This window comes from Mycobacterium sp. 1274761.0, from assembly GCF_001668615.1.
In the GTDB taxonomy this organism is placed as follows: domain Bacteria; phylum Actinomycetota; class Actinomycetes; order Mycobacteriales; family Mycobacteriaceae; genus Mycobacterium.
Genome location: NZ_LZMC01000042.1, coordinates 19,656 through 45,032, shown reverse-complemented (window position 1 = coordinate 45,032; position 25,377 = coordinate 19,656). Strand labels below are relative to the sequence as shown.

Annotated in this window: 29 protein-coding genes; 14 read left to right on the top strand and 15 right to left on the bottom strand. The window is 64.9% G+C overall.

The window, feature by feature from the left end; translation table 11 throughout:
* Window positions 1-2 precede the first annotated feature (2 nt).
* Together A5651_RS07430 and A5651_RS07425 are read left to right on the top strand one after the other, a co-directional pair.
* Window positions 3-410, top strand: a complete 408-nt coding sequence (locus A5651_RS07430; protein WP_066977570.1) for a Rieske 2Fe-2S domain-containing protein — start codon at window positions 3-5, stop codon at window positions 408-410.
* Window positions 407-1,318: an alpha/beta fold hydrolase gene (locus A5651_RS07425; protein WP_066977567.1), complete on the top strand. Its 912-nt coding sequence runs from the start codon at window positions 407-409 to the stop codon at window positions 1,316-1,318. Before A5651_RS07430 ends, A5651_RS07425 begins: the two co-directional genes overlap by 4 nt.
* A 2-nt stretch (window positions 1,319-1,320) precedes the next feature.
* On the opposite strand, the gene A5651_RS07420 is transcribed toward A5651_RS07425, so the two are convergent.
* Complete coding sequence (locus A5651_RS07420) at window positions 1,321-1,794, bottom strand: hypothetical protein (protein WP_066977565.1); 474 nt, start codon at window positions 1,792-1,794, stop codon at window positions 1,321-1,323.
* A gap of 33 nt (window positions 1,795-1,827) precedes the next feature.
* Between A5651_RS07420 and A5651_RS07415 the strand changes: the two genes are divergently transcribed.
* The 9 genes from A5651_RS07415 (at window position 1,828) to A5651_RS07375 (ending at window position 10,269) form a co-directional block, all read left to right on the top strand.
* Window positions 1,828-3,117 (top strand): NADH-ubiquinone oxidoreductase-F iron-sulfur binding region domain-containing protein, encoded by a 1,290-nt coding sequence (locus tag A5651_RS07415; RefSeq protein ID WP_066977562.1) that lies wholly within the window; start codon window positions 1,828-1,830, stop codon window positions 3,115-3,117.
* Complete coding sequence (locus A5651_RS07410) at window positions 3,114-3,413, top strand: ferredoxin (RefSeq protein ID WP_066977559.1); 300 nt, start codon at window positions 3,114-3,116, stop codon at window positions 3,411-3,413. Before A5651_RS07415 ends, A5651_RS07410 begins: the two co-directional genes overlap by 4 nt.
* Entirely contained in the window at window positions 3,410-5,065 is a 1,656-nt protein-coding gene (locus A5651_RS07405) for an OB-fold domain-containing protein (RefSeq protein WP_066977556.1), read from the top strand. The genes A5651_RS07410 and A5651_RS07405 overlap by 4 nt, the downstream gene beginning before the upstream one ends.
* A gap of 2 nt (window positions 5,066-5,067) precedes the next feature.
* Entirely contained in the window at window positions 5,068-5,940 is an 873-nt protein-coding gene (locus A5651_RS07400; RefSeq protein WP_369803922.1) for an alpha/beta fold hydrolase, read from the top strand.
* A complete protein-coding gene (locus tag A5651_RS07395; RefSeq protein WP_066977724.1) occupies window positions 5,940-6,758 on the top strand; it encodes an NAD(P)-dependent oxidoreductase in 819 nt (272 codons plus the stop codon). Before A5651_RS07400 ends, A5651_RS07395 begins: the two co-directional genes overlap by 1 nt.
* On the top strand, window positions 6,755-7,543 hold the full coding sequence (locus A5651_RS07390; protein WP_066977553.1) for an NAD(P)-dependent oxidoreductase: 789 nt from the start codon (window positions 6,755-6,757) through the stop codon (window positions 7,541-7,543). Before A5651_RS07395 ends, A5651_RS07390 begins: the two co-directional genes overlap by 4 nt.
* 118 nt (window positions 7,544-7,661) lie before the next feature.
* Window positions 7,662-8,864 carry a cytochrome P450 gene (locus A5651_RS07385; RefSeq protein WP_066977550.1) on the top strand — a complete coding sequence of 401 codons (1,203 nt, stop codon included), beginning with the start codon at window positions 7,662-7,664 and terminating at the stop codon, window positions 8,862-8,864.
* On the top strand, window positions 8,861-9,061 hold the full coding sequence (locus A5651_RS07380; RefSeq protein WP_066977547.1) for a ferredoxin: 201 nt from the start codon (window positions 8,861-8,863) through the stop codon (window positions 9,059-9,061). Before A5651_RS07385 ends, A5651_RS07380 begins: the two co-directional genes overlap by 4 nt.
* Window positions 9,058-10,269, top strand: a complete 1,212-nt coding sequence (locus A5651_RS07375) for a cytochrome P450 (RefSeq protein ID WP_066977545.1) — start codon at window positions 9,058-9,060, stop codon at window positions 10,267-10,269. Before A5651_RS07380 ends, A5651_RS07375 begins: the two co-directional genes overlap by 4 nt.
* An 87-nt stretch (window positions 10,270-10,356) precedes the next feature.
* On the opposite strand, the gene A5651_RS07370 is transcribed toward A5651_RS07375, so the two are convergent.
* From A5651_RS07370 to A5651_RS07315, 12 genes are all read right to left on the bottom strand, one after another.
* Window positions 10,357-10,644 carry a DUF1330 domain-containing protein gene (locus tag A5651_RS07370; protein WP_066977542.1) on the bottom strand — a complete coding sequence of 96 codons (288 nt, stop codon included), beginning with the start codon at window positions 10,642-10,644 and terminating at the stop codon, window positions 10,357-10,359.
* A 20-nt stretch (window positions 10,645-10,664) separates the two neighbouring features.
* Window positions 10,665-10,856 carry a ferredoxin gene (locus A5651_RS07365; protein ID WP_066977539.1) on the bottom strand — a complete coding sequence of 64 codons (192 nt, stop codon included), beginning with the start codon at window positions 10,854-10,856 and terminating at the stop codon, window positions 10,665-10,667.
* Window positions 10,853-12,148, bottom strand: a complete 1,296-nt coding sequence (locus A5651_RS07360) for a cytochrome P450 (protein ID WP_066977536.1) — start codon at window positions 12,146-12,148, stop codon at window positions 10,853-10,855. The genes A5651_RS07365 and A5651_RS07360 overlap by 4 nt, the downstream gene beginning before the upstream one ends.
* A gap of 95 nt (window positions 12,149-12,243) precedes the next feature.
* Window positions 12,244-13,086, bottom strand: coding sequence for a TauD/TfdA family dioxygenase (locus tag A5651_RS07355; RefSeq protein ID WP_066977532.1), 843 nt, complete (start codon window positions 13,084-13,086; stop codon window positions 12,244-12,246).
* Window positions 13,087-13,174: 88 nt separating this feature from the next.
* Window positions 13,175-13,558 (bottom strand): hypothetical protein, encoded by a 384-nt coding sequence (locus A5651_RS07350; RefSeq protein ID WP_066977530.1) that lies wholly within the window; start codon window positions 13,556-13,558, stop codon window positions 13,175-13,177.
* A complete protein-coding gene (locus tag A5651_RS07345; RefSeq protein ID WP_066977527.1) occupies window positions 13,513-14,784 on the bottom strand; it encodes an aromatic ring-hydroxylating dioxygenase subunit alpha in 1,272 nt (423 codons plus the stop codon). Before A5651_RS07345 ends, A5651_RS07350 begins: the two co-directional genes overlap by 46 nt.
* Window positions 14,785-14,814: 30 nt before the next feature.
* Window positions 14,815-15,558: an SDR family NAD(P)-dependent oxidoreductase gene (locus A5651_RS07340; protein WP_066977524.1), complete on the bottom strand. Its 744-nt coding sequence runs from the start codon at window positions 15,556-15,558 to the stop codon at window positions 14,815-14,817.
* Between the two features lie 11 nt (window positions 15,559-15,569).
* Entirely contained in the window at window positions 15,570-16,589 is a 1,020-nt protein-coding gene (locus tag A5651_RS07335; RefSeq protein WP_066977521.1) for a ferredoxin--NADP reductase, read from the bottom strand.
* A 110-nt stretch (window positions 16,590-16,699) separates the two neighbouring features.
* Complete coding sequence (locus A5651_RS07330) at window positions 16,700-17,152, bottom strand: MarR family winged helix-turn-helix transcriptional regulator (RefSeq protein ID WP_066977721.1); 453 nt, start codon at window positions 17,150-17,152, stop codon at window positions 16,700-16,702.
* Window positions 17,153-17,174: 22 nt separating this feature from the next.
* Complete coding sequence (locus tag A5651_RS07325; protein WP_066977518.1) at window positions 17,175-18,425, bottom strand: amidohydrolase family protein; 1,251 nt, start codon at window positions 18,423-18,425, stop codon at window positions 17,175-17,177.
* Window positions 18,422-18,769, bottom strand: a complete 348-nt coding sequence (locus A5651_RS07320; protein ID WP_231988604.1) for a hypothetical protein — start codon at window positions 18,767-18,769, stop codon at window positions 18,422-18,424. The genes A5651_RS07325 and A5651_RS07320 overlap by 4 nt, the downstream gene beginning before the upstream one ends.
* Window position 18,770: 1 nt before the next feature.
* Window positions 18,771-20,036: an aromatic ring-hydroxylating dioxygenase subunit alpha gene (locus A5651_RS07315; protein ID WP_066977515.1), complete on the bottom strand. Its 1,266-nt coding sequence runs from the start codon at window positions 20,034-20,036 to the stop codon at window positions 18,771-18,773.
* 122 nt (window positions 20,037-20,158) lie between these two features.
* Between A5651_RS07315 and A5651_RS07310 the strand changes: the two genes are divergently transcribed.
* Window positions 20,159-21,610 carry an aldehyde dehydrogenase gene (locus tag A5651_RS07310; RefSeq protein WP_066977512.1) on the top strand — a complete coding sequence of 484 codons (1,452 nt, stop codon included), beginning with the start codon at window positions 20,159-20,161 and terminating at the stop codon, window positions 21,608-21,610.
* Window positions 21,611-21,628: 18 nt separating this feature from the next.
* On the opposite strand, the gene A5651_RS07305 is transcribed toward A5651_RS07310, so the two are convergent.
* A complete protein-coding gene (locus A5651_RS07305; protein WP_066977510.1) occupies window positions 21,629-22,228 on the bottom strand; it encodes a TetR/AcrR family transcriptional regulator in 600 nt (199 codons plus the stop codon).
* Between the two features lie 99 nt (window positions 22,229-22,327).
* On the opposite strand from A5651_RS07305, the gene A5651_RS07300 reads away from it, so the two are divergent.
* Window positions 22,328-23,497, top strand: coding sequence for a spirocyclase AveC family protein (locus A5651_RS07300; RefSeq protein WP_156662699.1), 1,170 nt, complete (start codon window positions 22,328-22,330; stop codon window positions 23,495-23,497).
* A gap of 4 nt (window positions 23,498-23,501) precedes the next feature.
* Here A5651_RS07300 and A5651_RS07295 read toward each other — a convergent pair whose 3' ends face one another.
* Window positions 23,502-24,104, bottom strand: coding sequence for a TetR/AcrR family transcriptional regulator (locus A5651_RS07295; RefSeq protein ID WP_066977503.1), 603 nt, complete (start codon window positions 24,102-24,104; stop codon window positions 23,502-23,504).
* A 111-nt stretch (window positions 24,105-24,215) separates the two neighbouring features.
* Between A5651_RS07295 and A5651_RS07290 the strand changes: the two genes are divergently transcribed.
* Complete coding sequence (locus A5651_RS07290; RefSeq protein ID WP_066977500.1) at window positions 24,216-25,376, top strand: spirocyclase AveC family protein; 1,161 nt, start codon at window positions 24,216-24,218, stop codon at window positions 25,374-25,376.
* Window position 25,377 lies beyond the last annotated feature (1 nt).

Below are 25,377 nucleotides of genomic sequence, written 5' to 3'. Positions count from 1 at the left end.
CGGTGGCAGAGGAAACAAAACCGGCTCCGGCCGGCCCAAAAAGACTGGCCCAGGGCCGTGAGCACGTCGTAGCCACCGTCGACGAAATCCCGCCGGGGACACACAAGCTGGTGCCGATCGGCCGTCACGGCGTCGGTGTCTACAACGTCAACGGTACGTTTTATGCGATCGCCAACTACTGTCCCCACGAAGGCGGCCCGCTGTGCTCAGGCCGGGCGCGGGGCCGAACCGTCGTCGACGAGAAAGTGCCGGGTGACGCCGTCATGGTCCGCGACCTCGAATACATCTACTGCCCGTGGCACCAATGGGGGTTCGAGCTCGCCACGGGCACGACCGCGGTCAAGCCGGAGTGGAGCATCCGCACCTATCCTGTGCGGGTCGTCGGCAACGATGTGCTGGTGATGGCGTGACCATCAACACCGAGTCGGGCCCCACGCTCGAGCGTGGCGAGAAGACGTTCGAGGTCAACGGCGGCAACGTCGTCTACGAAATCCTCGGCAAGGAAGGCGATTTCATTGCCCTGACGCCCGGCGGGCGGTTCAGCAAGGACATCGAGGGTCTCCGCCCGCTGGCCAAGAAGCTGGTCGAGGGCGGCTATCGGGTGCTTCTGTGGGACCGGCCGAACTGCGGGAAGTCCGATGTCCAGTTCTACGGGCAGAGCGAATCGCACATGCGCGCCGAGACACTGCATGCGTTGGTCACCGGACTCGACATCGGTCCGTGCATCCTCGCGGGCGGATCGGGCGGCGCCCGCGACTCCATGCTGACGACGATGCTCTACCCGGACATCGTGCGAAAGCTGGTGGTGTGGAACATCGTCGGCGGGGTGTATGGCACATTCGTGCTGGGCTCCTACTACGTCGTGCCAAGCATTCTGGCGGTCCGTGGTACCGGCATGAAGGGTGTCGCTGCGATCGGCGAATGGCAGGAGCGCATCGCCGAGAACCCGGCCAATAGGGACCGCATCCTCTCTCAGAACCCCGACGAGTTCCTCAAGCTGATGCTGCGCTGGCTCAACGCGTTCGTCTCCAAACCGGGTCAGACCATCCCCGGCGTCGAGGACGACATGTTCGACAACATCAAGGTGCCCACGCTGATCATCCGAGGCGGCGAGAACGACCTCGACCACCCGAAGCGGACCTCGCTGGAGGTGAGCTGCCTGATCAAGGATTCCACGCTCATCGACCCGCCGTGGCCGGAGGACGCGTGGGAGCGCGCCAGTGAGGCGCGGGCGCAGGGAAAGGTCAAGCGCTTCAACATGTTCGACACGTGGGTGCAGGCCGCACCGGCGATTCTGGACTTCCTGGACAAGCGATGACGTCACGTGGTCCTGATGTGCACTTCGCAGTTGAGGGAGGCCTCCAGGGCGGTGTGAATACGGCTTTCGGGAACGCGGGCCAAATCCGCCTTGCGCAGCGTTACTTGCACGACGTCGAAGCCGTCATCTCCCGGCGTACGCGTGATTTCACCGGTCAGTCCGAAGCCGGCGAGCACGCCGCGGGCGTCGTCGTCGGTGCCGCGGCTGATGTAGGTGAGCACGCCGGCCACTGGCGCGGTTCCAAACGCCTTCGAGCACAGCTCAACGGCGAATCCCTTGAGCTCTTCGCCGTTATCGCCGGTGATCAGCAGCTCGACCTCACGCCGGTGGGCGGGCAACGCGGCGATGTTGTTGTCGAGCACCTCGAAGTCAGCCGAATCGGCCATCGCGCGGAGGGACGTCATGCCCTCGGCTAGCCGCTGCGGTGTGAGGTCGCCGGCGGGGTCCACCTGGACCCGCACCACCGCCGTTCTCATGTCCGCAACCCTATCGGCGGGCGGAAGGATGCCATGACCGCCACGACAGATCTCGCCGTCGCGGCGTGGCCAGGCATCGAGCCGCGGCTGCTGCGCACGAGCGCCGAGGACTACTCCGACTACCGCGCTTCGGGTGGCTACCAGCCCGTTGAGGACGTCGACGGCCTTCTCGCTCAGGTGGACCTGTCCGGCGTCCTCGGCCGGGGCGGCGCGGCGTTTCCGCTTGCGGTGAAGCTGAAGACGGTCCGCGACAACGGCCGCCGGGCCGGCGGCGCCGTCGTCGTGGCCAACGGCGAGGAGGGCGAGCCCGCGTCGATCAAAGACCGCTGGCTGCTGAGGCACCGTCCGCACCTGATCCTCGACGGGTTGCGCCTCGCCGCGCGAATGGTGGCGGCCGAGCGGGCGTATGTCTATGTGTCCGACCGCGCCGCCGCAGAAGCCGTGGAGACCGCACTCGGAGCGCTCGACAACGAGCTGCTTGACCGGCTGACGATCTCGGTGAGGACGGTCGATCCCGGCTACGTCGCCGGCGAGGAGACCGCGGCGGTGCGAGCCCTCAACGGTGGCCCGGCCAAGCCGACGGACAAGCCGCCGAGGCCGTTCGAGGAAGGCGTCGGGCTTCTTCCGACCATGGTCAGCAATGTCGAGACGCTCGCGCTCATCCCGTTCATCGCCCGCCACGGCGCCCAGACGTTTCGCGAGCAGGGCACGTCATCATCGCCGGGAACGTTCCTCGCGACGATCACCGGCGCGGGCCGCCCGCCGGCGCTGTACGAGCTTTCACACGGCGTCGCGTTCAGCGAGCTGCTCGAATTCCACGGCGTCCCAGCCGATCAGGTGCGCGGGGTGCTGATGGGTGGCTACTTCGCGGGCCTGCTGAACCGCGACGTCCTCGACATCACGCTGGACCACGAATCCTTGCGTCGCCTCGACAGCGGGCTTGGCTGCGGTGCCATCACGATCCTCACCGAGGACTGCCCGGTGGCGGTCGCGGCGTCGGTGATGGCGTACTTCGACCGCGAGAACGCGGGCCAGTGCGGCTCGTGCTTCAACGGCACGGCCGCGATGTCGGCGGTCACCGAAGCGCTTCGTGACGGTGTCGCGACGACGGAAGATCTGGCGCGCCTCGAACGGTGGTCGGTGGTGCTGCGCGGTCGCGGCGCCTGCGCCACGCTGGACGCGGCGACGAATGTGGCGGCCAGCCTGTTGTCGGCGTTCCCGCAAGTGGTCGATCGTCATGTGAACAACGACTGCGAGTCGTGCCGAGCCGGCACATACAAAGCGTTGCGGCCCTACGAGATCGAGGCGGTGATGACGGCATGAGGATTCGTCTCGACCGGACGGTATGCGACGGCTTCGGCGTGTGCGCAAAGCATGCGCCGGAATACTTTTCATTAGACGACTGGGGATATGCCTCGCTGGAGGGCAATGGCACGATCCCAGCGGAGGATCAACCCGCGGTAATGCGTGCGCTGTTGGACTGCCCGGTGCACGCGATCATCGAGATGGGCGGACACCGGCCCTCTCGTGACGGGACCGCGCACTCGCAAGCTCAGGACGTGCCGGAACCCGATCCTCGTACGGTCGACAACGAAGCGATATCGGAATTCGTCCGGTGAGCAGGCCCCTCCCCGAAGTCAACGCGCAGAACGAGTTTTTCTGGACTGCGGGCGCCGACGGCGTGCTCCGGATCCAGGAATGCCAGGACTGCGACGCGCTGATCCACCCGCCGCAACCGGTGTGCCGGTACTGCCGGGGCCGCAACATGGGCGTTCGCGACGTCTCGGGCGAGGCCACGCTGTCCGCCTTCACCGTCAACCACCGCTTCGGTTTCCCCGATCTGCCACCGCCCTATGTGGTGGCGCAGGTGGCGATCATCGAGGACCCGCGGGTTCGCTTGACCACGAATATCGTTGACTGCGACCCCGACGGGCTCGAGCTCGGGCAGACGGTCGAGGTGCGCTTCGAAAAGCTGGAGGACAAGATCGGCACCGTGTGGCTGCCGGTCTTCACGCCGACCGCCGAGAAGAAGACCGGCCCGCAGGCCGTCGACGAGATCGCGCCGCAGGACTTCGGCAAGCATGTGTCGCCGATGCTCACCACGGAGAAGTTCGAGGATGCGGCGGCGATCACGGGTATCGGCATGTCGAAGATCGGCAGGCGGCAGATGGTGCCGCCGCTCTCGTTGACCATCGATGCCTGCCAGCAGGCGGTCGCCGACGCGGGGCTGACCTTCGACGATATCGACGGGCTCTCAACGTATCCGGGGCTCGATATCGCGGGCATGGGTGAGGGCGGGGTGAGCGCGCTGGAGGGTGCGCTTGGTCTGCGCCCCACGTGGATCAACGGCGGAATGGACACGTTCGGTCCCGGCGGCTCGCTGATCGCGGCCGTGATGGCGATCGCCACCGGCATGGCGCGCCACGTGCTGTGCTTCCGCACCTTGTGGGAAGCCACCTTCCAGCAGCTGATGAAGGAAGGCAAGATGGCGCCGCCAGGCGGTGCGCGCACCTCGAGCTGGCAGATGCCGTTCGGGGCGACGTCGGCTGCGCACACGCTGGCGTTGAACGCGCAGCGCCATTTCGATCGGTATGGCACCACCAAAGAGACGTTGGGCTGGATTGCGTTGAACCAGAGGGCCAATGCGGCGTTGAATGCGACGGCGATCTACCGCGACCCGCTGACCATGGACGACTACCTCAACGCTCGGCCGATCACCAGCCCGTTCGGCCTCTATGACTGCGACGTGCCATGCGACGGCGCGGTCGCGGTGGTGGTGTCGGCGGTCGATGTGGCCAAGGACATGCCGCGCAAGCCTGTGCTGTTCGAGGCGGTCGGCACGCAGATCGTCGAGCGCACCGACTGGGACCAGACCACGCTGACCCATGAGCCGCAGGTGCTCGGCCAGTCCGCGCACATGTGGACGCGAACCTCGTTGCGGCCCAGCGATGTCGACGTGGCTGAGCTGTATGACGGTTTCACGTTCAACTGCCTGTCCTGGCTGGAGGGGCTGGGCTTCTGCGGGATCGGCGAAGCGAAGGACTTCCTCGACGGGGGCAAGGCGATCGCCCGCGACGGCGTCATCCCGCTGAACACCCACGGCGGCCAGTTGTCGCATGGACGCACGCATGGCATGGGTCTGATGCACGAGGCCGTAGTCCAGTTGCGCGGCGACGCGGGTGAGCGTCAGGTCGCCGGTGCCCGTGTCGGGGTCGTCAGCAGTGGCGGCTTGACGCCGAGCGGGGCGATTCTGCTGCGGACGGACGAATAGCTCTGAGTAGCATCGCGCCCCGCCCACGCGTCGTTCTGGTCGACGGCGTGCCGATGTCGGCGTTGGTCGCGTCTGTGCCGGAGCCGAAAGCGGTCGTCGTCGCGATCCACGGCGGTGCCACGTCCGCAGCGTATTTCGATTGTCCGGCGCATCCCGAACTGTCGCTGCTGAGGTCGGCGGCGGCAGGCGGTTACACCGCGATCGCGTTGGACCGGCCCGGTTATGGCGCGTCGGCGTTCTACCACGACCAGATGGCAGACCCGGCCCGGCGGGTCGGTTTCGCGTTGGGCGCTGTGGAGCGGATCGTCGGTGAGAGTTCCTGGGGGGCTGGGCTTTTCCTGCTCGCCCACTCGGCGGGCTGCGAGCTGGGGCTGCGCATGGCGATCGATGAGCGGGCCGCCGACGTACTCGGGCTGGAGGTGTCGGGCACCGGCCGACGCTACAGCGAGGAAGCCAAGGCGATCATCAGCCAGGCCACCGCGACGTCGCGTCCCGCGGGGCTGCGCGACCTGCTATGGGAACCCACCGACCTCTACCCGCCCGAGGTGCTGACGGGTGGCCTGTCGGCGCCGGGCGCCCCCTACGAGGCCGACGTCACCGCGAACTGGCCGCGTCGCGACTTCCCCGACATTGCAGGCCGGGTGCGGGTGCCCGTCGAGTTCAGCGTGGCCGAACACGAACGCGTCTGGGAGACGACGCCCGAGGCGACCGCGGCCATCGCCGCGTTGTTCACGTCGTCGCCGCGGGTCGTGGTCAACCAAATGCCGGACAGCGGACACAATCTCAGCGTCGGCTGGAGCGCAGGCGAGTATCACCGGCGGGTGCTGGGCTTCATCGACAAATGCACGACCGAGACGGAACGGGAGGCGGGTTGATGCGCGTCGGTTTCATCGGACTGGGCAGCCAGGGCGCCCCGATGGCGCGGCGGATCGCCGAGGGCGGTTACGAGCTGACGCTGTGGGCGCGTAGGCCCGCCACACTTGAACCGTTCGCCGACACGGGAGCGAAAACGGCGCAATCCCCCGCCGAGCTCGCCGCCGCCAGCGACATCGTCTGCCTTTGTGTCGTCGGCGACGACGACGTCAGAGAGGTGGTCAACGGAGATACGGGCGTGCTGGCCGGGCTGCCATCCGGTGGGATCATCGCAATCCACAGCACCGTGCATCCCGACACCTGCGCCGAAATCGGCGAAGCGGCGGCGCAGCAAGGTGTTTCGGTCGTCGATGCCCCGGTGAGCGGCGGCGGACCGGCCGCAGAGGAGGGCACCCTGCTGGTGATGGTCGGCGGTGATGAGGACGCTGTGCAACGGTCCCGACCGGTGTTCGCGACCTACGCCGACCCGGTCGTGCATCTCGGCCCGCTGGGCAGCGGCCAGGTCGCCAAGATCCTGAACAACCTCTTGTTCAGCGCCAATCTCGGCGCCGCCAGTTCCACGCTGACGCTCGGCGAGTTCCTCGGCATCCCCCGTGACAGGCTGTGCGAAGTGCTCACCCGCGGGTCGGCCACCAGCAAGGCGGTGGGCAGCATCGCCGTCTTCGGCGGAACACTGGAGCAGCTCGAATCGCTTGCCGGGGCGTTGCTGCGCAAAGACGTCCGGCACGCGGCGAGCATCGCCGAGGCAGCCGGCGCCCCGGAGGGTGTGGTGTTTGCTGCGGCCGACGCCGCGCTGAACGCGATGAACCATCCGCGATGACGCGCGTCGGCTTCATCGGCGCGGGCCGCATGGGTGGTCCCATGGTGGCGCGCCTCGTGCAGGCCGGACATGACGTTCGGGTGCTCGGCCGCACACCCGAAAAGCGTGACGCCGTGGCGATATTGGGCGCACAGCCGGTGACCGCCGTCGAAGCGGTCGCCGAGGCTGCCGACGTCGTCATCGTCTGCGTGTTCACCGACGAGCAGGTGCGGCAGGTATGTCTGGAGGACGGCCTCACCGAGGCAATGCCGCCGCACGCGGTGCTCGTCATCCATACGACGGGCAGCCCACGCACGGTGGAGGCGGTCGGCGTTCGCGGCGTCGAGGTCGTCGACGCGCCGGTCAGTGGCGGCCCACACGACATCGCCGCGGGCGAGGTCACGGTGTTTCTGGGTGGTCGCGACGCGGCGGTGGCCAGGGCCCGCCCGGTGCTATGCGCCTACGGCGACCCGGTCCTGCACATCGGCCCTCCCGGCGCGGGGCGGTTGGTGAAGCTCATCAACAACGCGCTGTTCGCCGCGCAGATCGGCCTCGCCGCCGAGGCCGCGCGGTTGGGCGGGCTGCTGGGCGTCGCCGAACCCGCGTTGCTCGAAGCGCTGACCCACGGCAGCGCCGGCAGCCGCGCACTAAGCCTCATCGCGCGCGCCGGATCCGCCGCGGCGTTCAACGACGCAGTGGGGGGCTTCATCGGCAGAGACGTCGCGGTGGTGCGTCAGACGGTCGAAGAACTCGGCGGTGATCTCGGCGCGCTGCACGACGTTGTCAACGCCGGGCTTTCGCGATAAGACACCGCGATTGAATGTGTCGTTCTCTGTATTGGAAACGTCGTTTCCGATAGAGTTACAGTTCAAGCACCTCTCGTAACGCTCCCCGGCGTCGGCCCCCGCTGAAGGTGAGGAGATCATGATCAAGCCAAAACTGGTGTTCGACCCGTATTCGCAGGAGTATTTCGACGATCCCTACGCCATCTATCGGCGGATGCGCGACGAGGCTCCGATCTACTACGACGAGGAGCTGGACTTCTACGCGTTGACCCGGCATGAGGACGTGGCTGCGGCGCTCAAGGACCACGAGTCGTTCTCGTCCACCCGCGGCTGTCATCTACACATGGTCAAGTCCGGCGACGAGTTTCAGAAATCCATCATCTTCATGGATCCTCCGGAGCACCGGTTCATGCGCAGCCTGCTCAACAAGGCGTTCACTCCGAGGGCGATCCAGTCTCAGCGTGAGACCGTCGTCGAACTGGTCGAGCACTACCTGAGCAAGGTCGACCGCGACAACTTCGACGTGGTGCAGGACTTCTCCGGGCCTTTCCCCGTAGAGGTGATCACTCGGATGGCAGGTGTGCCCGAGGAGTACCGCCAGCAGGTCCGGCACTGGATCGACAAGGGCCTGGAGGTCAAGCCGGGCCAGCTCCAACTGTCCGAAGAGAACATGCAGGCCAACATCGACGCCGGCATCTACTACTACGGGCTGGTGCAGGAGCATCGCCAGAATCCACAGGACGACATGATCAGCCGGCTGATCGACGCTGAGATTCCCGGTGAGAACGGCGAAATGCGCCAGCTCGACGACATCGAGATCACCGGCTTCCTCGCGCTGCTGGGTGGCGCGGGCGCCGAGACGGTCACCAAGTTGGTCGGCAGCGCCGTCGTCGAGTTCGCGCGTAACCCCGAGCAATGGCAGATGCTGCTCGACGACCGCAGCCTGGTGCCTGCCGCCGTCGAGGAGCTGCTCCGCTATGTCGGTCCGGTGCAGTACAACGTGCGCTACACGCTCAAGGAAGCCGTGGTGCCCAGCGGCACCATTCCCGCGAACAAGCCGGTGTTCCTGATGAAGGCGGCCGCCAACCGTGACCCGCGCGCATATGACAACGCGGAGACGTTCGACATCACCCGGGACCGGACGCAGTCGCCCCATCTCGGCCTGGGCTACGGCATCCACAGCTGCCTCGGCGCGGCGTTGGCCCGGCTGGAAACCACGATCGCGCTCGAGCACCTGCTCGACTTCATGCCGCGCTACGAGCTCGACTTCGCTGGGCTGAAGCGCGTGCACATGCAGAACGTCGCCGGCTATCAGCACGTCCCGGTGAGGGTCTTGCGATGACGAAGAAAATTGAAGTCGACTTCGGGCTGTGTGAGAGCAACGGGGTCTGTATGGGCATCATCCCCGAAGTGTTCGACCTGGACGACCAGGACTATCTGCATGTCCTGCAGGACGAGGTGACGCCGGAGAACGAAGACCAAGTAAAGGAAGCGGTGCGACAGTGTCCTCGGCAGGCGATCTCCATCAAAGACGAATGACCACTTCCGAACTCGTCTTCGATCCGTTCTCCGAGGAGTTCTTCAACGGGCCGTACGAAATTTATCGCCGCATGCGCGAACAAGCGCCGGTCTATTACAACTCCGAATATGACTTCTACGCGTTGTCCCGGCACGAGGACGTCGCGGCGGCCTTCAAGGACTTCGAAACGTACTCGTCGGCGTACGGCCTCGACCTGGCGATGTTGAAGTCGAACGAACCGCCTCCCGTGAAGATGATCATCATCATGGACCCACCTGAGCACCGGCACATGCGCAGCCTGGTGAACAAAGTCTTCACGCCCCGAGCCATCGAGAACATGAGACCGATGGTCACCCAGACGATCGACCGCTACATGCCGACGGCCGACGCCGATCACGTCGACGTGGTGCAGGATTTCGCCGCCTTGTTCCCGGTCGACGTGATCAGCCAGATGCTCGGCGTGCCGGAGGAATACCGCCAGAAAGTCAGGGAATGGGGCGACACTTCGCTACGACGTGAGCCCGGTCAAATCGAGATGTCCGAGGAGGGCAGGCAAGCTGTTGTGGAATTGATGGGGTTCTACTACAACCTCATTCAAGAACGACGAGCCGAGCCCCAAGACGACATGTTCAGCCGGCTGATCGCCGCAGAAGTCAAGGACGCAAACGGCGAGACCCGGCAGCTCGACGACGTCGAGATCGCCGGATTCGCAACACTTTTGGGCGGAGCAGGCGCCGAGACCGTGACCAAGCTCGTCGGCAACGCGGCGGTGACCTTCGCGCGCTTCCCCGACCAGTGGCAGAAGTTGCTCGACGACCGCAGCAAGATCCCGGCTGCGGTCGAGGAGCTGCTGCGGTACGAAGCGCCGAACCAGTACAACGTGCGGCGCTCAATGAAGGATGTAACGCTGCATGGTGTCACTATTCCGGCAGGAAAACCCGTTTTCCTGCTTGGTGGTTCGGCGAACCGCGATCCCGAGGCATTCACCGACGCAGACACTTTCGATATCGACCGCGATCGCACCGAAGCCCAGAACCTCGGGTTTGGTTACGGGGTGCACAGCTGTTTGGGCGCGGCGCTGGCGCGGATGGAAAGCGCGATCGCGCTCGAGCGGTTGCTCGACTTCATGCCGCGCTACGAGGTGCTGTGGGATGAGTGCCAGCGGGTCGCCATGTCGAACGTGGCGGGCTGGTCGAGTGTGCCGGTGCGCGTGCTGCCCCGCTCATAACCGCGAGCGTGCGTGTCTGCACATGACACGCCGCGGAATTTCAGCAGTCAGCGCACGCTCGCGCGGCCGCGAGCGCTCGAACAGAATTCAGCCGAGGCCGTGCAGGATTGCGCCGTTGCAGTCGGCCGCGGCCTGCCGAAGCTTGGCGGCCTCCTGATAGGCATCGGATTTGTACCACTCGCGGGCCGCCTCCGGCGACTCGAACTCCAGCAGCACGGTCTGGGTGCCGTGCCACTCGCCTTCGATCTGTTCGACGTTGCTGTCGAACGCGAGGATCGTCGCGTTGGCCATCGTCTGACTTGCGAGCTTGGCGTATTCGGCCATCCCGGCGGGATCCTTGACGTCCTCGGTGATGACTACGTAACCCTTCGGCACTGACTCTCCTTGACTGGCTTTCAATCGGTTTCGACGATGGCTTGTTCGGGGCAGTTCACAATGGCCTCTTTGGCGGAGTCCTCGAGACCCGCAGGCACTTCCTCAGGATCGGCGACGGCGTAACCGTCGTCGGTCATGTGGAATACGTCAGGACATATCGTCAGGCACATGCCGTGGCCGCGGCACCTGTCCTCGTCGACACTGACCTTCATGAATCACCTTCTGCCAGGTCGAATTCGAGGTGCAGTTCGGTCAGTCCGCGCAGGATGTAGGTCGGAATGTATTGGTAGCGGCGACTTCCCGCCGGGCCGTGTTTCGCCTCGCTGATGCGGATGTCGGTCGTGCGGTCCAGCAACCGCTCCAGGCCGACGCGGGTTTCCGCGCGGGCCAACGGCGCACCGGGGCAACTGTGGATGCCGCGGCCGAAGGCCAGGTGCTGGCGTGCGTTCTTGCGCTCGGGGTCGAAGGTGTCGGGGTCGTCGAACCGACGCGGGTCGCGGTTGGCCGCCCCGTTGATCACCATCACCGTGCAGCCCGCGGGCAGTGCTTCGTCGCCGACGGTGGTCGGCACGCGCGACAGCCGGAAGTCACCCTTGACTGGGCTCTCGATGCGCAGGCACTCTTCGATGAAGTTCGGCAGCAGGCTACGGTCGTTTCGCAGCTTCTGCTGGATGTCAGGATGGTCGCCCAGCACCTTCAACGCCGTGCCGAGCAACCGCACGGTGGTCTCCTGGCCGGCGGAGAAGACGTTGGTGGCCACCCGCACCACGTCGGCGACCTCGGGCACCGAGCCGTCGGGGAACGTCGCGGTCGCCAGCCCGGTCAGCACGTCGTCACGGGGGTCACGCCGACGGTCCTCGACGTACTCTGCGAACACGTCGTACAGGTACTCCAACGGAGTCTTGGCCAGCGTCTTCTCGGCATTACCGAGGCCGCTGCCGTGCGTGCCGCGCGCCAGCCGCTCGAGCAGCTCGGGTCGGTCCTCCTCGGGCACACCCAGCAGATCGGCGATGACGCGCAAGGTGAAGGGCCCGGCGAAGCCTGTGATGAACTCGCCCTGCCCCGGTGCCAGGTAGCCCTCGAGGATGTCGTCGGCGATCTGCCACATCGCATCCTCGTTCTCCTTGAGGCGCTTGGGCGTGATCAGCCGCATCAGCAGGGCGCGGTGGTTGGTGTGGGTCGGCGGATCCAGCGTCGGCAGCTGGTCGCTGAACGGGATCTCGTCGCGGTGCTCCTTGATGATCTCGGTGACGTCTCCGTCTTCAAAGCCCTCCAGGGATACCGGGAATCCCGGGAACGGTCCGGTCACCGAGATGCACGACGAAAACGTCTCGGCGTCGTTGTAGACGTCGACGGCCTCCTGCCACCCAGTCACCATCGTCACGCCGTAGTGGTCCTCGCGGCTGACCGGGCACTTGTTGCGCAGCGCCGCATAGAACGGATACGGGTCGTCGGTCAGACGACTGTCCCGAAAGAAGTCGACCGAGGTGAGGTCCTCCGCCATTGCCACTCCATGATCTCGGATGAAGAGAACGTGATTCTCATCTGCGGGTATTAGATTTCCATAGCGGCTGCGCCGCGTCAACGAGGGGGTACGCCTTACTGGATGGGCTCGTCGCCGAGCACTGTTGTGCGCAGCATCTCCCGCGGTGAATCGGGGTCATAGGGGGCCGCGCGATGCAGCACACCGCGGTTGTCCCAGATGACGGTGTCTCCGACCGACCAGCTGTGGCTGTACACCTTGTCGTCGGTGGTGGCGCGCTCCAGCAGCGAAGCCAACAGCGCGCGGCCGTCGTCGACGTCCATGCCGACCACGTAGTCGGCCGACGCCCCCAGCACCAGTGACTTGCGCGCGTTGCGGTGGGTCCACACCAGGGGGTGCTCGTGGGTGGGCCGGGCACGCCACCGCGCGAGCTCCTCGTCGCTGGGATCCGGGTTGACGCGACGCTGGGATGCCTCCAGCGAGTGCACGACGCGCAGCGGGGCGAGCCGCTCCTTCTCCTCGCCACTCAGCGAGTCGTAGGCGCCGTAGGAACTCGCGAACTCCGTTTCCCCGCCCCGCTCGGCCACCTGGACCGCCGAAAGCACCGTCGCCTTCTGCGGGTACTCGTCGTTGGTCGGCGTGCACCCGTCGATGTGCCAGTCGAAGGTTGCGCGCAGATACGCCGCCGACGAGTTCTTCGACTTGTCGAGCGTGACGGGATAGATGCCCGCGACGGGATGGTGTCCGTCCGACGAATGGTCGATATCACCGAGCCTGCGGCAAAACTCCACCTGTGCCTCGGGTTCGAGCCGCAGACCAGGGAACACCAGTACGCCGTTGTCCTCCAAGGCATTCAGGACAGCTGCACCCAGCGTCTCGTCACCCAGCGATGACGAGTCCAGCCCGGTGACCTCCGCGCCGACCGACGCGGTGAGCTTGTTGATCGTCAGCAGACTCATGCTTCTCCTGTCACGTTAATGCTCCTCGCGTGCGCGTCACCTTATTGCTCCTCGCGTGCGCGTCACGTTATTGCTCCTCGCGTGCGCGTCACGGCACCGGCGCACTGACGCGGTGCATTTCCGCATCGGCGGAGTCGGCCGGCTTCTGCGTGCCGAAGATCTCGACGGCCATCGAGACCATGATCATCGAGTAGATGAGGTGCAACAGGTTCAGCGCGTCGTCGGGCACATCCTCAAGGGGAAACTTGTCGCAGTAGTCGATGGCCTCCTCGAAGCGTGGCGAGAACGCATCGTAGAACTCCCGGATCTCCGACATCGGAGTCGACAGGCGCGCCTCCCACCGCTCGGGTTCGGTTGCCAGACACCATTTCTCGGCGAACTTCTCGAATTCGGCGAAGGCGCTGGGAAGACGGGGTTCGGTCACGATCACACTCCCACCGGTGCGCGTTCGGACTTGTACTCCTCGACCCATTTGACGGCCTCGTGGTGCAGGTGACGCACGAGGATCTCCTGGTCGGACAGCGGGAAATCGTCGACGACCGGTTCTCCCAGGCCGTACTCCAGCGCGGCCTGCGTGCCGCCGAGCATGCCCGCATCCTGTAGCGCGAACTCCTTGAGCACCACCGAGGCAACCTCGTGTTCGATTCGCTCGCGCACCGTCCGCGCCGGATGAAATGCGTTGTAGGCCTCAAACTTATGGGTGTTGTGCGAGGTCGGCCAGTAGCGGTAGAGCAGATACCAACCGTGGTAGATCAGAATCTCCAGGTTGGGGAAAATCTGGAAGTTGGTGATGCCCCACGGTTCGATCCCGCCGGGGTTGAGACCGGCTGACTGGTGCGTCTCCGGGGTCCGCCACGGTCCGACAAGCCCGCTGCGCGTGATGCGTTCGACCGGATACATGTACTCGGGATCCAGCAGCCAGCGGCGGGTGCCCGCGGTCGACACCAGACGGTGGGGGCCGTCGATCTGGAAGTGCCCGCACTCGAACGTCTGGTTGGGTTGACGCACCGCACTGGGCACCTGCTGACTGTGCAGCGACGGCACGTGGTAGTACTCCTGGAACGCGTCGGCGAAGATCTTCCAGTTGCTGTTGTTGTGCGCCTCGAAGTCGTAGCGCTCGGTCATCAGCCCGAACGGATAGTCGTCGAGCGCGGTGATCATCGGCCCGAGGAATTCCCGCAGGCTCCAGCGTGGTTCGGGATCGAAGTTGATGAAGATGAACCCGTTCCATACGTCGCAGTTGATCGGTTTGAGCCCGTACTTGTCGGTGTCGAGGTCGAAGAACTCGCCCTCTTGCTGGACGAACGTCAGATCACCCTTGAGGTCGTAACGCCAACCGTGGTACTTGCAGGTGAACTGCCGGCAGGTGCCCTTGACCTCCTCGTTGGGAAAGTCGTTCCACACCAGCTTGTTTCCGCGGTGTCGGCAGACGTTGTAGAAGGCGCGGATCTGTTGATCCTTACCCTTCACCACGATCACCGACGTTCTGACCGCGTCGATTTCCTTGGTGAGGTAGCTGCCGACGCGCGGGAGCTCCTCGACGCGGGCGACGTTGAGCCACGCCCGCTTGAAGACGGCCTCGCGTTCGAGTTCGTAGAACTCGGGGGATATCGAGTCTCGGAACGAGATGGGCGCGGTGCCCAGTTCCGGGTAATGCTGCGTCCAGCTGCCCTCTGCCGGCTTAGGCCACTTCCCCATGCGAACCTCCCTCTCGTGCTAACAAACTCATCACATCACCGATCCGCCGTTGACGCCGAGCACTTGGCCGGTAATGAATCCGGCCTCCTCGGAACACAGGAACCCGACCGCCGCGGCGATATCGTCGCCGGTGCCAAGGTGGCCCAGCGGCACGCTGGCAGCCATCTGCTCGTTGGGGGGCAGGTGTCCGGCCGCCTGACCCGCGTGCTGCATCGGGGTCTCGATGGCCGACGGCGGGATGTTGTTCACCGTGATACCCACCGGGCCGAACTCGCGGGCAAGCGATCTCGTCAGCGAAAGCAGTGCGCCCTTGGACGCGGCATAGTGCGCCATCTGGGGTGAACCGCGCTGGGCACTGGACGAGGAGATCATCACGATGCGGCCCCACCCCGCGTCGATCATGTCCGGGATCGCGACCTGACAGCAGTGGAACGTGCCGGTGAGGTTGACGTCGATCAGTCGCTGCCACGCCGCGAGGCTGAGTTGCGTGAACGGAGCCCAATCGACCGCGCCGGCGCTGGTGACCAGAATGTGCACCGGCCCCATTTCGCTGCGCACCTTGGCGAACGCTTCCTCGACGGCCGCGCGGTCGCTGACGTCGACGGCTACCCCCAGCGCCGTCACGCCGTCAGCGCGCAGCTCTTCGGAAACCCGCTGGGCCGCTTCACCGTTGAGGTCGAGCACGGCGACCTTATGGCCGCGTCTCCCGAGCTCGTGGCAGGTCGCCTCGCCCATGCCCGAAGCGCCCCCTGTCACCACTGCTACCCGCGTCACTGGCACCGCCTCTACTCGTAGACCACGTGGACTATTCGGCTCGTTGGCAGAGATTGACACGTCAACACCCAGCCTTCGGCCACTTCATCGTCGTCGAGCGCGTCGTTGTTGAGCATCCGCGCGCTGCCGGACTCGATGCGCGCCATACACGTCCCACACGACCCGGTTTCGCAGGACGACGGCGCCTTCAGACCCGCCATGCGGGCGGTCTGCAACAGCGTGTTGCCGGCCCGGTAGGAGGCGGTGACGGTCTTACGATCCAGTTCGATGACGACCTCTTCGGTCGCTACCGAGCTTTCCGCCGCGTCGGCCGGCACCGGTTCCACCTGAAACCGCTCGAGATGCAACCGTTCGCGCGGAACGGCCGCGCCAAGCAACGTCTCTTCGACGGTGTCCATGAACGGGCCGGGGCCGCAGATGTAGTAGTCGGCATCGGTGGCCGCGTCGATGAACGACTGGATCGCGGCGCGCTGCACGACGCCGGACTCCTCGTCGAAGTGCTCGGTCAGCGCCAGCCGAGCGGGGTTGGCCTCGACGAGCGCACGCAGCGATTCCCCGAAGATCACGGAGTCCCGGCTTCGGTTGGCATAGAACAACCTGATGCGTCGGTTGGTGCTCACCAGAGCCGAACCGATCAACGAGAAGACCGGTGTGATCCCGCTGCCACCAGCGAAGGCGACGATGTCACGGTCGGAGTCGCTCAGGACGAATCGACCCTCCGGTGGCGACGCGTGGATTTCGACGCCGGTCGCCGCGGTGTCGTTGAGGTAGTTGGAAACCAACCCACCGGGATCGCGCTTGACCGTGATCTGCAGTTCGCCGCCGTTGTGGGGCGACGACGACATCGAGTAACACCGCCGGTGATCATCGCCGGCGACCTTCACCCGCAGGGTGAGGTACTGGCCCGCCTTATAGCGGAAACGATGCGAGCATTCGGCGGGCACGTCGAGCACCAGCGACACGGCGTCGCTGGTCTCGCGCACCACGCGCTTGATGCGCAGCGGCGCAAATTCGGCGGCTTGTTCCGACATCACCGCGAGAGTATCAAGTACTTGCGACTAATCTCAAGTACTTGTCTGCCGAACTATGGCGATGGGCCCCGTGTTGTCGTTAGCCGCGACTTCGGCGCTGAGCACAACGACTATTCGCTGATGTGGTCGCCGGCGAGGGTGTGCCCCGTGCCCTTTTCCACGACGCGTGCCAGTAGGTCGCGCAGAGTCTGTTGTTCCTCGGGCGTCAGCACACCGAACACCGCCTCGTGGGCAGCGATCGCGTCGCTGACCACTGCGGCGGCGACGTCACGGCCTTGATCGGTCAGGTATGCCTTCAGGATTCGGGCGTGCTGTGGGTCCGGTTTGCGCTCGACGAGCCCACGTTGTTCCAGGGCCTTCATGGCCAGCTGCACGCCCTGGGGAGTGATCAGCAGTCGGCGCGCGAGTTCGGCGCCGGAGAGCCCCGGCTCGTTGGCGAGCTGGCGCAGCACACCGATCTGCGCCGTGCTGACACCGTGCTGGCTCACCGCGTCATTCACGGCGGTCAGCGAGAAGTACCACGCCTGCTTGAGGTGCCACAGGATGTTGTCGACCAGTTCCATGCCGAGGTCTTCAGCCATGACGTCAACTCTCGTCGTGTTTGTAGATCTGACCGTCCTTCATCACGAACCGCACGTCGAGTGTGGTGGAGATGTCGGTCGACGGATCACCTGGCACGGCGATGATGTCGGCAAGGTATCCGGGTGCCAGACGGCCTAATTCGTCGTCGGCCTCGATCAGTTCGGCGCTTATGACGGTCGCGGCCCGGATCGCCTGCATCGGCGTCATGCCTCGATCGACGAGGGCTCGCAGTTCCTTGGCGTTCTGGCCATGCGGAATGGCCGGGGCATCCGTGCCGCAGGCGATGCGCACGCCGGCCGCGATCGCCTTCGGCAACATCGACTGCGCCCGCGGGAACACCTCCTCGGCCTTCTTGCGCAACTCCGGAGCGATGCGGTCGACGGCCATCGCTTCGGTCAGATAGGTGGTCGACACCAGGAAGGTGCCGGTGTCGGCCATCAGCTGAATGGTGTCGTCGCTGGCGAGGAAGCCGTGTTCGATGCAGTCGATACCCGCCTTGATGCATGCGCGAATCGAGCTGTCCCCCACCGCATGCGCGGCCACCCGCACCCCGGCGCGGTGCGCCTCGTCGGCGATCGCGGCGAACTCCTCGTCGGAATACTGCTGCGCACCCGGTGCGGTGCTGTGAGACATAACCCCGCCGGAGGCCGACACCTTGATCAGCTTGGCCCCGTGCCGCACCTGGTAGCGCACGCAGGCTCGGACGTCATCGACGCCGTTGGCGATGCCCTCGGCCACCGACAGCGGCATGATGCCGGGCGCGAGCCGCTGGAACACCGTCGGATCGAGATGACCGCCATACGGCGTCACCGCATGCCCCGCAGGGTAAATGCGCGGGCCGACGTGCCAGCCCTGGTCGATCGCGCGCTGCAACGCCACGTCGAGCAGGTAACCGCCCGTCTTGACCATCAGGCCGAGGTTGCGCACGCTCGTGAAGCCGGCTTCCAGGGTGGTCCGCGCGTTGACCGCACCGCGCAAGGTGCGATAGGCGGGATCGTCCTGCACGCCATGCATCGGGGTGGGCAACCCCTCTGGCCCACCCGGCCCACCGATGAGCAGGTTCAGCTCCATGTCCATCAGCCCGGGCAGCAGCGTGACATCGCCCAGATCGATGTCGCGTGCCGGATCTGGTGGCGCCGCAGTGGGGTTCACCGCGGAGATGCGGTTGCCCTCGACGACCACCACGGCCGGTGAGCGGACCTCGCCGGCCTCGACGTCGGCCCAGCGGGCCGCGCGTAGGACTGTCTGGGTCACGGTACGGGTTCTGACACGCAGTCCAGCGTCGTGGCGCCCGAGTCCGGCACCTTCGGCTGCTTCCAGCACTCGACCGGAAACGACACCTGGATCATCGAATAGAGAAGATGCATCAGGTTGAGCACATCCTCGGGCAGGTCATCTAGAGGGAACTTGTCGCAGTAGGCGATCGCTTCCTCGGCACGTGCTGTGACGGCGTCGTAGAAGGCCTGTATCTCGTGCATGGAACTGGCCAACCGCTTGGCATAGCGCTCCGCCTCGGTCGGCAGACACCAGTCGGAAAACTCTTCCAAATCAGCGAATTCGGGCGGCAGTTTCGCTGTCATGGTAGCGGTATCGGTCATCTCACACCCCTGCCGTCTTGCGCTCGTAGTCCTCGACCCAGGCCGCGGTTTCCTTGTGCAGATGGCGAATCAGCACCTCCTGATCGCACAGCAGGAAGTCGTCGAGGACCCGCGATTCGATCATCGACTGGGTGGCTTCGAGGGTGTTCGCGTCCTGAAGGCCGTACTCCTTGAACGAGACGGCGGCCAACTCCTGAGCGATGCGCTCACGCGGCGTGCGGGGCTGTGGGAAGTACACGGTGCCCTCGAAGATGTGGGTGTTGTACGACGTCGGCCAGTAGTGGTAGGTCAGGTACCAACCTTGGCCCCAGAACAAAACGACGAAGTTGGGGAACAGCTGGAACGAATCCAGGCCCCAGGGATCGCATTTCGCCGGGTTCAGTCCCGGAGGCATCTCTCCCAGATCCTGTTTGTCCCATGGCCCGAACAGGCCGCTGCGGCAGATATCCTCGATCGGCTTGCGCATCTCGTCGGCCATCTCCCAGGCCCGCACACCGGACGTGCTCACCAGACGGTGCGGTCCTTCGATGCGGTAATGCGGCGCTTCGAATCCGGCCTCTGCCGCCGCCTTCGAGTACGCGGTGGGCGACTGGTTCGCGTGCAGCACGGGTGCGTGGTAGAACTCCTGGAACGCGTCCATGTAGAGCTTCCAGTTGGCCTTTACTTCCGACCGGTAGTAGAACCGCGACGTCATCTTGTCGAACGGATAGCCTTCGAGACTCGTGATCATCGGTCCGAGGAAGTCGCGCAGGGACTGTTCGGGCTCTTTGGCGAAGTTGACGAAGATGAACCCTTCCCACACCTCGCAGTGCACCGGAACCAGACCGTAGCGGCTCTTGTCGATGTCGAAGAACTCCGACTCCTGCTGCACGAATGTCAGGTTGCCGTCCAGGTCGTAGCGCCAGGCGTGGTACTTGCAGGTGAACTGCCGACACACCCCGCTGGTCTCCTCCAGCGGCAGGTCATTCCACACCAGCTTGTTGCCGCGATGACGGCAGATGTTGTGGTAGGCCTTCACCTCACCGGACGTGGTGCGCACGACGATGATCGACGTGTTCACGACCTTCAGCTCTTTGGTGAAGTAGCTGCCCTTACGCGGAACCTGCTCAACGCGACCAACATTGAGCCACGCCCGCCTGAATATGGCCTTGCGTTCCTTCTCAAAGAACTCGGGGCTGATCGAATCCTCATAGGAGACGGGACCGGTGCCCAGCTCCGGATAGTGCTCCGTCCAACTTCCCTCTGGCGGTTTGGGAAAGCGAGCCATTGCTTACTCCTGTCGACCCTGCGTCCCGGCCCGACCGCGCCGGGAGGTGCAGCGCCGACGGTATATGCTCCATGTCACAATCGCAAGTAGTTGATATTGCTCGGCAGGAGGGAGTCGAACGGGTGCGCTCGGAGGAACTGTTCATCGGCGGCACGTGGACCACAGCCAGCACCGATAACCGAATCAACATCGTCTCCCCCCATACCGAGGAGCCGGTGGCGCGCGTGGCCGCCGCGGGCCCCGAAGACGTCGACGCGGCGGTGGCTGCGGCGCGCAACGCCTTCGACAAGGGGCCGTGGCCGCGCCTGCGTCCGGCCGAGCGGATCGCCGCCGTGCGCAACGTCGCCGAGGCGTACGGCCAGCGGCGGTCGGACATGGCCGAGGTGATCACGTCCGAGATCGGCGCGCCGATCAGCTTCGCCCAGCGCGCACAGGTCGCACTGCCATGGTCGATGATGACGGCGTTCTGCGACCTGGCCGACACGTTCCCGTGGACCGAAGCACGGCCGGGCAGATACGGGTCCGACGTCCACATTCGTCGAGAGCCCGTCGGGGTGGTGGCCGCGATCGTGCCGTGGAACATGCCGCAGTTCCTCACCGTCACCAAGCTGATTCCGGCGCTGCTGGCCGGCTGCACCGTGGTCCTCAAGCCCGCGCCTGAGTCGCCGCTGAACGCGTTGCTGCTCGCCGAAATCCTCGCCGAGTCGGATCTGCCGCCGGGCGTGGTCAGCGTGCTGCCCGGCGACGGTGCCGTCGGTGAGTACCTGGTGAAGCACCCTGGCGTCGACAAGGTGTCCTTCACCGGCTCGACAACCGTGGGCAAGGCCGTCGCGGCGGCGTGCGCGGCCGACCTGAAACGCGTCAGCCTCGAGCTCGGCGGCAAGTCCGCCGCGATCGTGCTCGACGACGCCGATCCGGGCGCCGTCGCGGCCGGTGTGCGGTCGGCGAGCTTGAGCAACAGCGGCCAGATCTGCAACGCGCTGACCCGAATTCTGGTGCCCGCCAAGCGAGCCGGCGAATTCACCGACGCATTAGCCGCTGAGATGTCGTCGTTGGTGGTCGGGGATCCGACCGATGCCGCCACGCAGGTCGGTCCGCTGGTCGCCCAGCGCCAGCAGGAGCGCGTGCGGGGCTACATCGATGCGGGCCAGGCCGGCGGCGCCCGTCTGGTCGTGGGCGGCACCGAGATGCCCGACGGCATCGACAAGGGGTGGTACGTGCGTCCCACCCTTTTCGATCAGGCCGACAACGGCATGCGCATCGCCCGTGAAGAGATTTTCGGCCCGGTGCTGACCGTCATCGCCTACGCCGACGAGGACGAAGCGGTGAGCGTTGCCAACGACTCCGACTACGGGTTGGCCGGTTCGGTGTTCACCGCCGACGGCGAGCGCGGGCTCACCGTCGCCGAACACATCCGCACCGGCACGTTCGGCGTCAACCAGGGCTACCCCATGGACCCGTTCGCGCCGTTCGGCGGGGTCAAGGGCAGCGGCTACGGACGCGAGCTCGGCCGTGAGGGCATCGAAAGCTACACCGAGACGAAATCCATTTCGGTTGCCGGAGGCAACAATTGAGCTCCCGTAGCGCAGTAGTCAGGGCAGCTTGATCGCAGAGATGTACATCTCGATGACGGGCCGGTACAGGTCGACCTCGTCGAGTTCGCTGTTCAGCACGACGGAATCGCTGGTGGCCACGAGCACCTGCGCGAAGGTCAACGGCGGGATCAGCAATGTCCCGCCGAGCCTGTCGATGCCGGCGACGATGAACTTCGCGAGGTCCTTGACGACCTCTAAACGCTTCTGCGCCACCCGCTCACGCACTTCGGGATTGCGCAGCAGGTACAGGGTGAATTCATGGCCCAGCGCTGCGTGCTCCGCGCCGCGCTCGTGGCTGATCTGGCGCCACCGCGCAGCGATCTCGTCGAGTTCGCGCGATCCGACATGATCGGCGGAGATCACCTCGGCGAAATTGTCGAAATAGCGCCGCCAATACCGGTCGCTTACCGCCAGGAAGAGGTCCTCCTTGGTGGCGAAGTGTTTGTAGATGGCGCCCTTTGTGTAACCGGCCGCGCGCGCGATGTCGTCGAGAGTCGCTGAGATGAAACCCTTTTCAGCGAAGACTTCCTCAGCGGCATCCAGCAGCAGTGAGCGCGTGTGTTCGAGGCGCCGTTCCCGCGTCCACCGCTCCACCATGAAAAAAGTCTGCCACAGAATCCCAGAACCCTGTTGGACATTCAGATACTCATTGGTATCTTGATGCTGGCAGTGGCCGGGCAGTCTCCAGGAGGCGACGTGAGCGACCTATCGAGCAAGCGACAACCTGCAGTCACCGAACCGGCCGGCGCGGTGACCGCACTCGGTGCGGAGGGACAGCGTCCCTCGAGCGCTGTCAAGATCTGGGCGACGTTCGGCGCCGCGGTCCTGCTTCTCCAGTTGTGGGTGTGGGGCAAGTGGATCACCGGCCCGTACTTCCAGCAGGTGTACGCCGGTCCGACCCCGGTGCCGCTGTACATGAAGATCCCGCTCATCGCGAATGCGGTTGTTCTCTGGGTGGGCCTGCCGTTCGCGCTCTACTACTTCTTCATTCGGCCGTGGCGCCGCGAACGGCGAATCACTTTGGACGGCATGCTTTTCCTGTCGATGGGCCTGATGTTCTTCCAGGACCCGCTGCTGAATTACTTCAACACGTGGTGCACCTACAACACCTGGCTGTTCAACCGGGGCGCATGGACACCGCACCTACCGGGGTGGTTCTCACCTGACGAACCCGGCCGGATGGTGCCCGAGCCCTTGCTGACGAACTCGGTGGGATATGCCTACGGGGTTCTGCTGATCACGATCGTCGGCTGCTTCGTGATGCGCAAGATCAAGTCGCGGTGGCCCAACATCAGCAACGTGCGTCTGATCCTGGTGACCTACGCCATCGCCTTCGTGTTCGACTTCGTGATGGAGGCCCTTGTCCTGTTGCCGACGGGGCTCTACACCTATCCCGGCGCCATCCGGGCGGTGTCGTTCAATGCCGGCACGTATTACCAATGGCCTGTTTACGAAGGGCTCCTGTGGGGCGGCGTCCAGACGGCCCTGTGCTGCCTGCGCTTCTTCACCGACGACCGTGGCCGCACGATCGTTGAGCGCGGATTGGACCGTATCCGGGGCGGTTTCGTCAGGCAACAGTTCGTCCGGTTCCTGGCGATCTTCGCCGCGGTGAGCGCGTGCTTCTTCTTCCTCTACAACGTTCCCGTCCAGTGGTTCGCCATGCACTCCGACCCGTGGCCAGAAGACCACCTGAAGCGGTCGTACTTCAACGGCGGGGTGTGCGGTGACGGGTCTGAATTCCCCTGCCCCGACCCCAGCCTGCCACTACCGAGCAGGTGGTCCGGCTACATCAATAAGGACGGCGAACTCGTCCTCCCGGAAGGCAAGCAGGTGCCCGAGACGGTGCCGTTCGACCGGGGCAAGTGAGGGCTCAGGGCATCTTGATGGCCGATACGTACATCTCGAGGATCGGCCGGTAGAGGTCGACGTCGTCCAGCTGGCTGCCCAATTCGACGGCATCGGTGGTGGCGATGAGGATCTGGGCGAAGGTCGCCGCAGGGATCAGCATCGTCGCCCCGAGCCGCTCGATTCCCTCGACGATGAACTCTGCGAGCTGATCGACTACCTCTGACCGTTTGGCCGCCACGCGTTCTCGTGCTTCGGGATTACGAAGGAGATACAGGTTGAACTCGATGCCCAGTGCCGCGTGCTCGGCGCCGCGGTCCTGGCTGAGCCGTCGCCACCGCGCGGCGACTTCCTCGAGTTCGTGCGGGCCGAAGTGGTCGGACGCCGACATCACCTCAGCGAAGTTGTCGAAATAGCGACGCCAGTACCGGTCGCTCGCCGCGAGGAACAGGTCTTCCTTCGTGGCGAAGTACTTGTAGATGGCGCCCTTCGAATATCCCGCAGCCCCGGCGATGTCATCGAGCGTCGCGGGTACAAATCCTTTTTCGGCAAACACTTGCTCGGCGGCATCGAGGAGCAACGAACGGGTGCGCTCGAGGCGCCGCTCGCGGGTCCACGGTTCGATCATGCGGCAATCTTGCCACAAATTTTGACCCCTTGGTCATTCAGATACCGACTGGTAGATTTTTGGATCATTGGCCACTACGTATCGACCACACCGCAGAGGAGACGGCGTCACATGAGTGACCTATCCCAGAAGAAACGCGTTGTCACCGAGCCTCTGCCCGACGCGTCGCTGGGCGCGGAGCCGCAATCGAAGATCCCCGCGGTGAAAATCTGGGCGGCGTTCGGCGCCGTGATCCTCGCCTTCCAGCTGTATGTCTGGATCCGCTGGATCTCCGGGCCCAACTTCGAGCGGGTTCCCGCAGGACCGAGTGATCCGCCGACGTTCATGAAGGCGATCCTGTTCACCTGGACCACGGTGATCGTCATCGGCATGCCAATTGCCGTGTGGTGGTTCCTCATTCGGCCGTGGCGTCGGGAGCGCCGCATCACCCTCGACGGCATGCTGTTCGTGTCGTGCGGACTGCTGTGGTTTCAGGATCCGCTGCTGAACTTCTTCAATACCTGGAGCACCTACAACACCTGGATGTGGAACATGGGCTCATGGGTCCAGGACATTCCAGGATGGGTGTCGTTCGGGGAACCGGGCGCCATGATGGCCGAACCGGTCCTGATGAACGCCCCGGGCTATTTCTTCGTCCTGCTGTGCACCATGCTCGGATGCTGGGTCATGCGTCTGGCCAAGAAGCGCTGGCCCAACATCAACACCGTCGGCCTGATCGGCGTGGTGATCGCTTGGACCTTCCTCTTCGATTTCGTCATCGAAGGCCTGTTCCTCATGCCGATGGGGTTGTTCACCTATCCGGGCGCAATTCAGGCGCTGTCGGTCAATGCCGGCACGTACTACCAGTGGCCGCTCTACGAAGGCCTCATGTGGGGCGGTGTCCAGGCCGGTCTGTGCTGCCTGCGCTACTTCACCGACGACCGCGGCCGGACGTTCGTCGAACGCGGACTCGACCGGGTGCGCGGCGGTTTCGTGAAGCAGCAACTCACCCGCTTCCTGGCGATCTTCGCTGCGTGCAGCGCGTTCTTCTTTGTCTTCTACAACATTCCGGCACAGTTCTTCGCGATGCACCAAGATCCCTGGCCGGAGGATGTCCTCAAGCGGTCGTACTTCCTGATGGGCATCTGCGGCGAAGACACCGATCGGCCATGCCCGGACCCGGCACTGCCGATGCCCCTGACGAATTCCGGCTACATCAACCATGACGGCCAGCTCGTCCTACCCGATGGCGTCGATCTTCCGAAGAATGTCCCGTTAGAGCGAGGAAAATAAG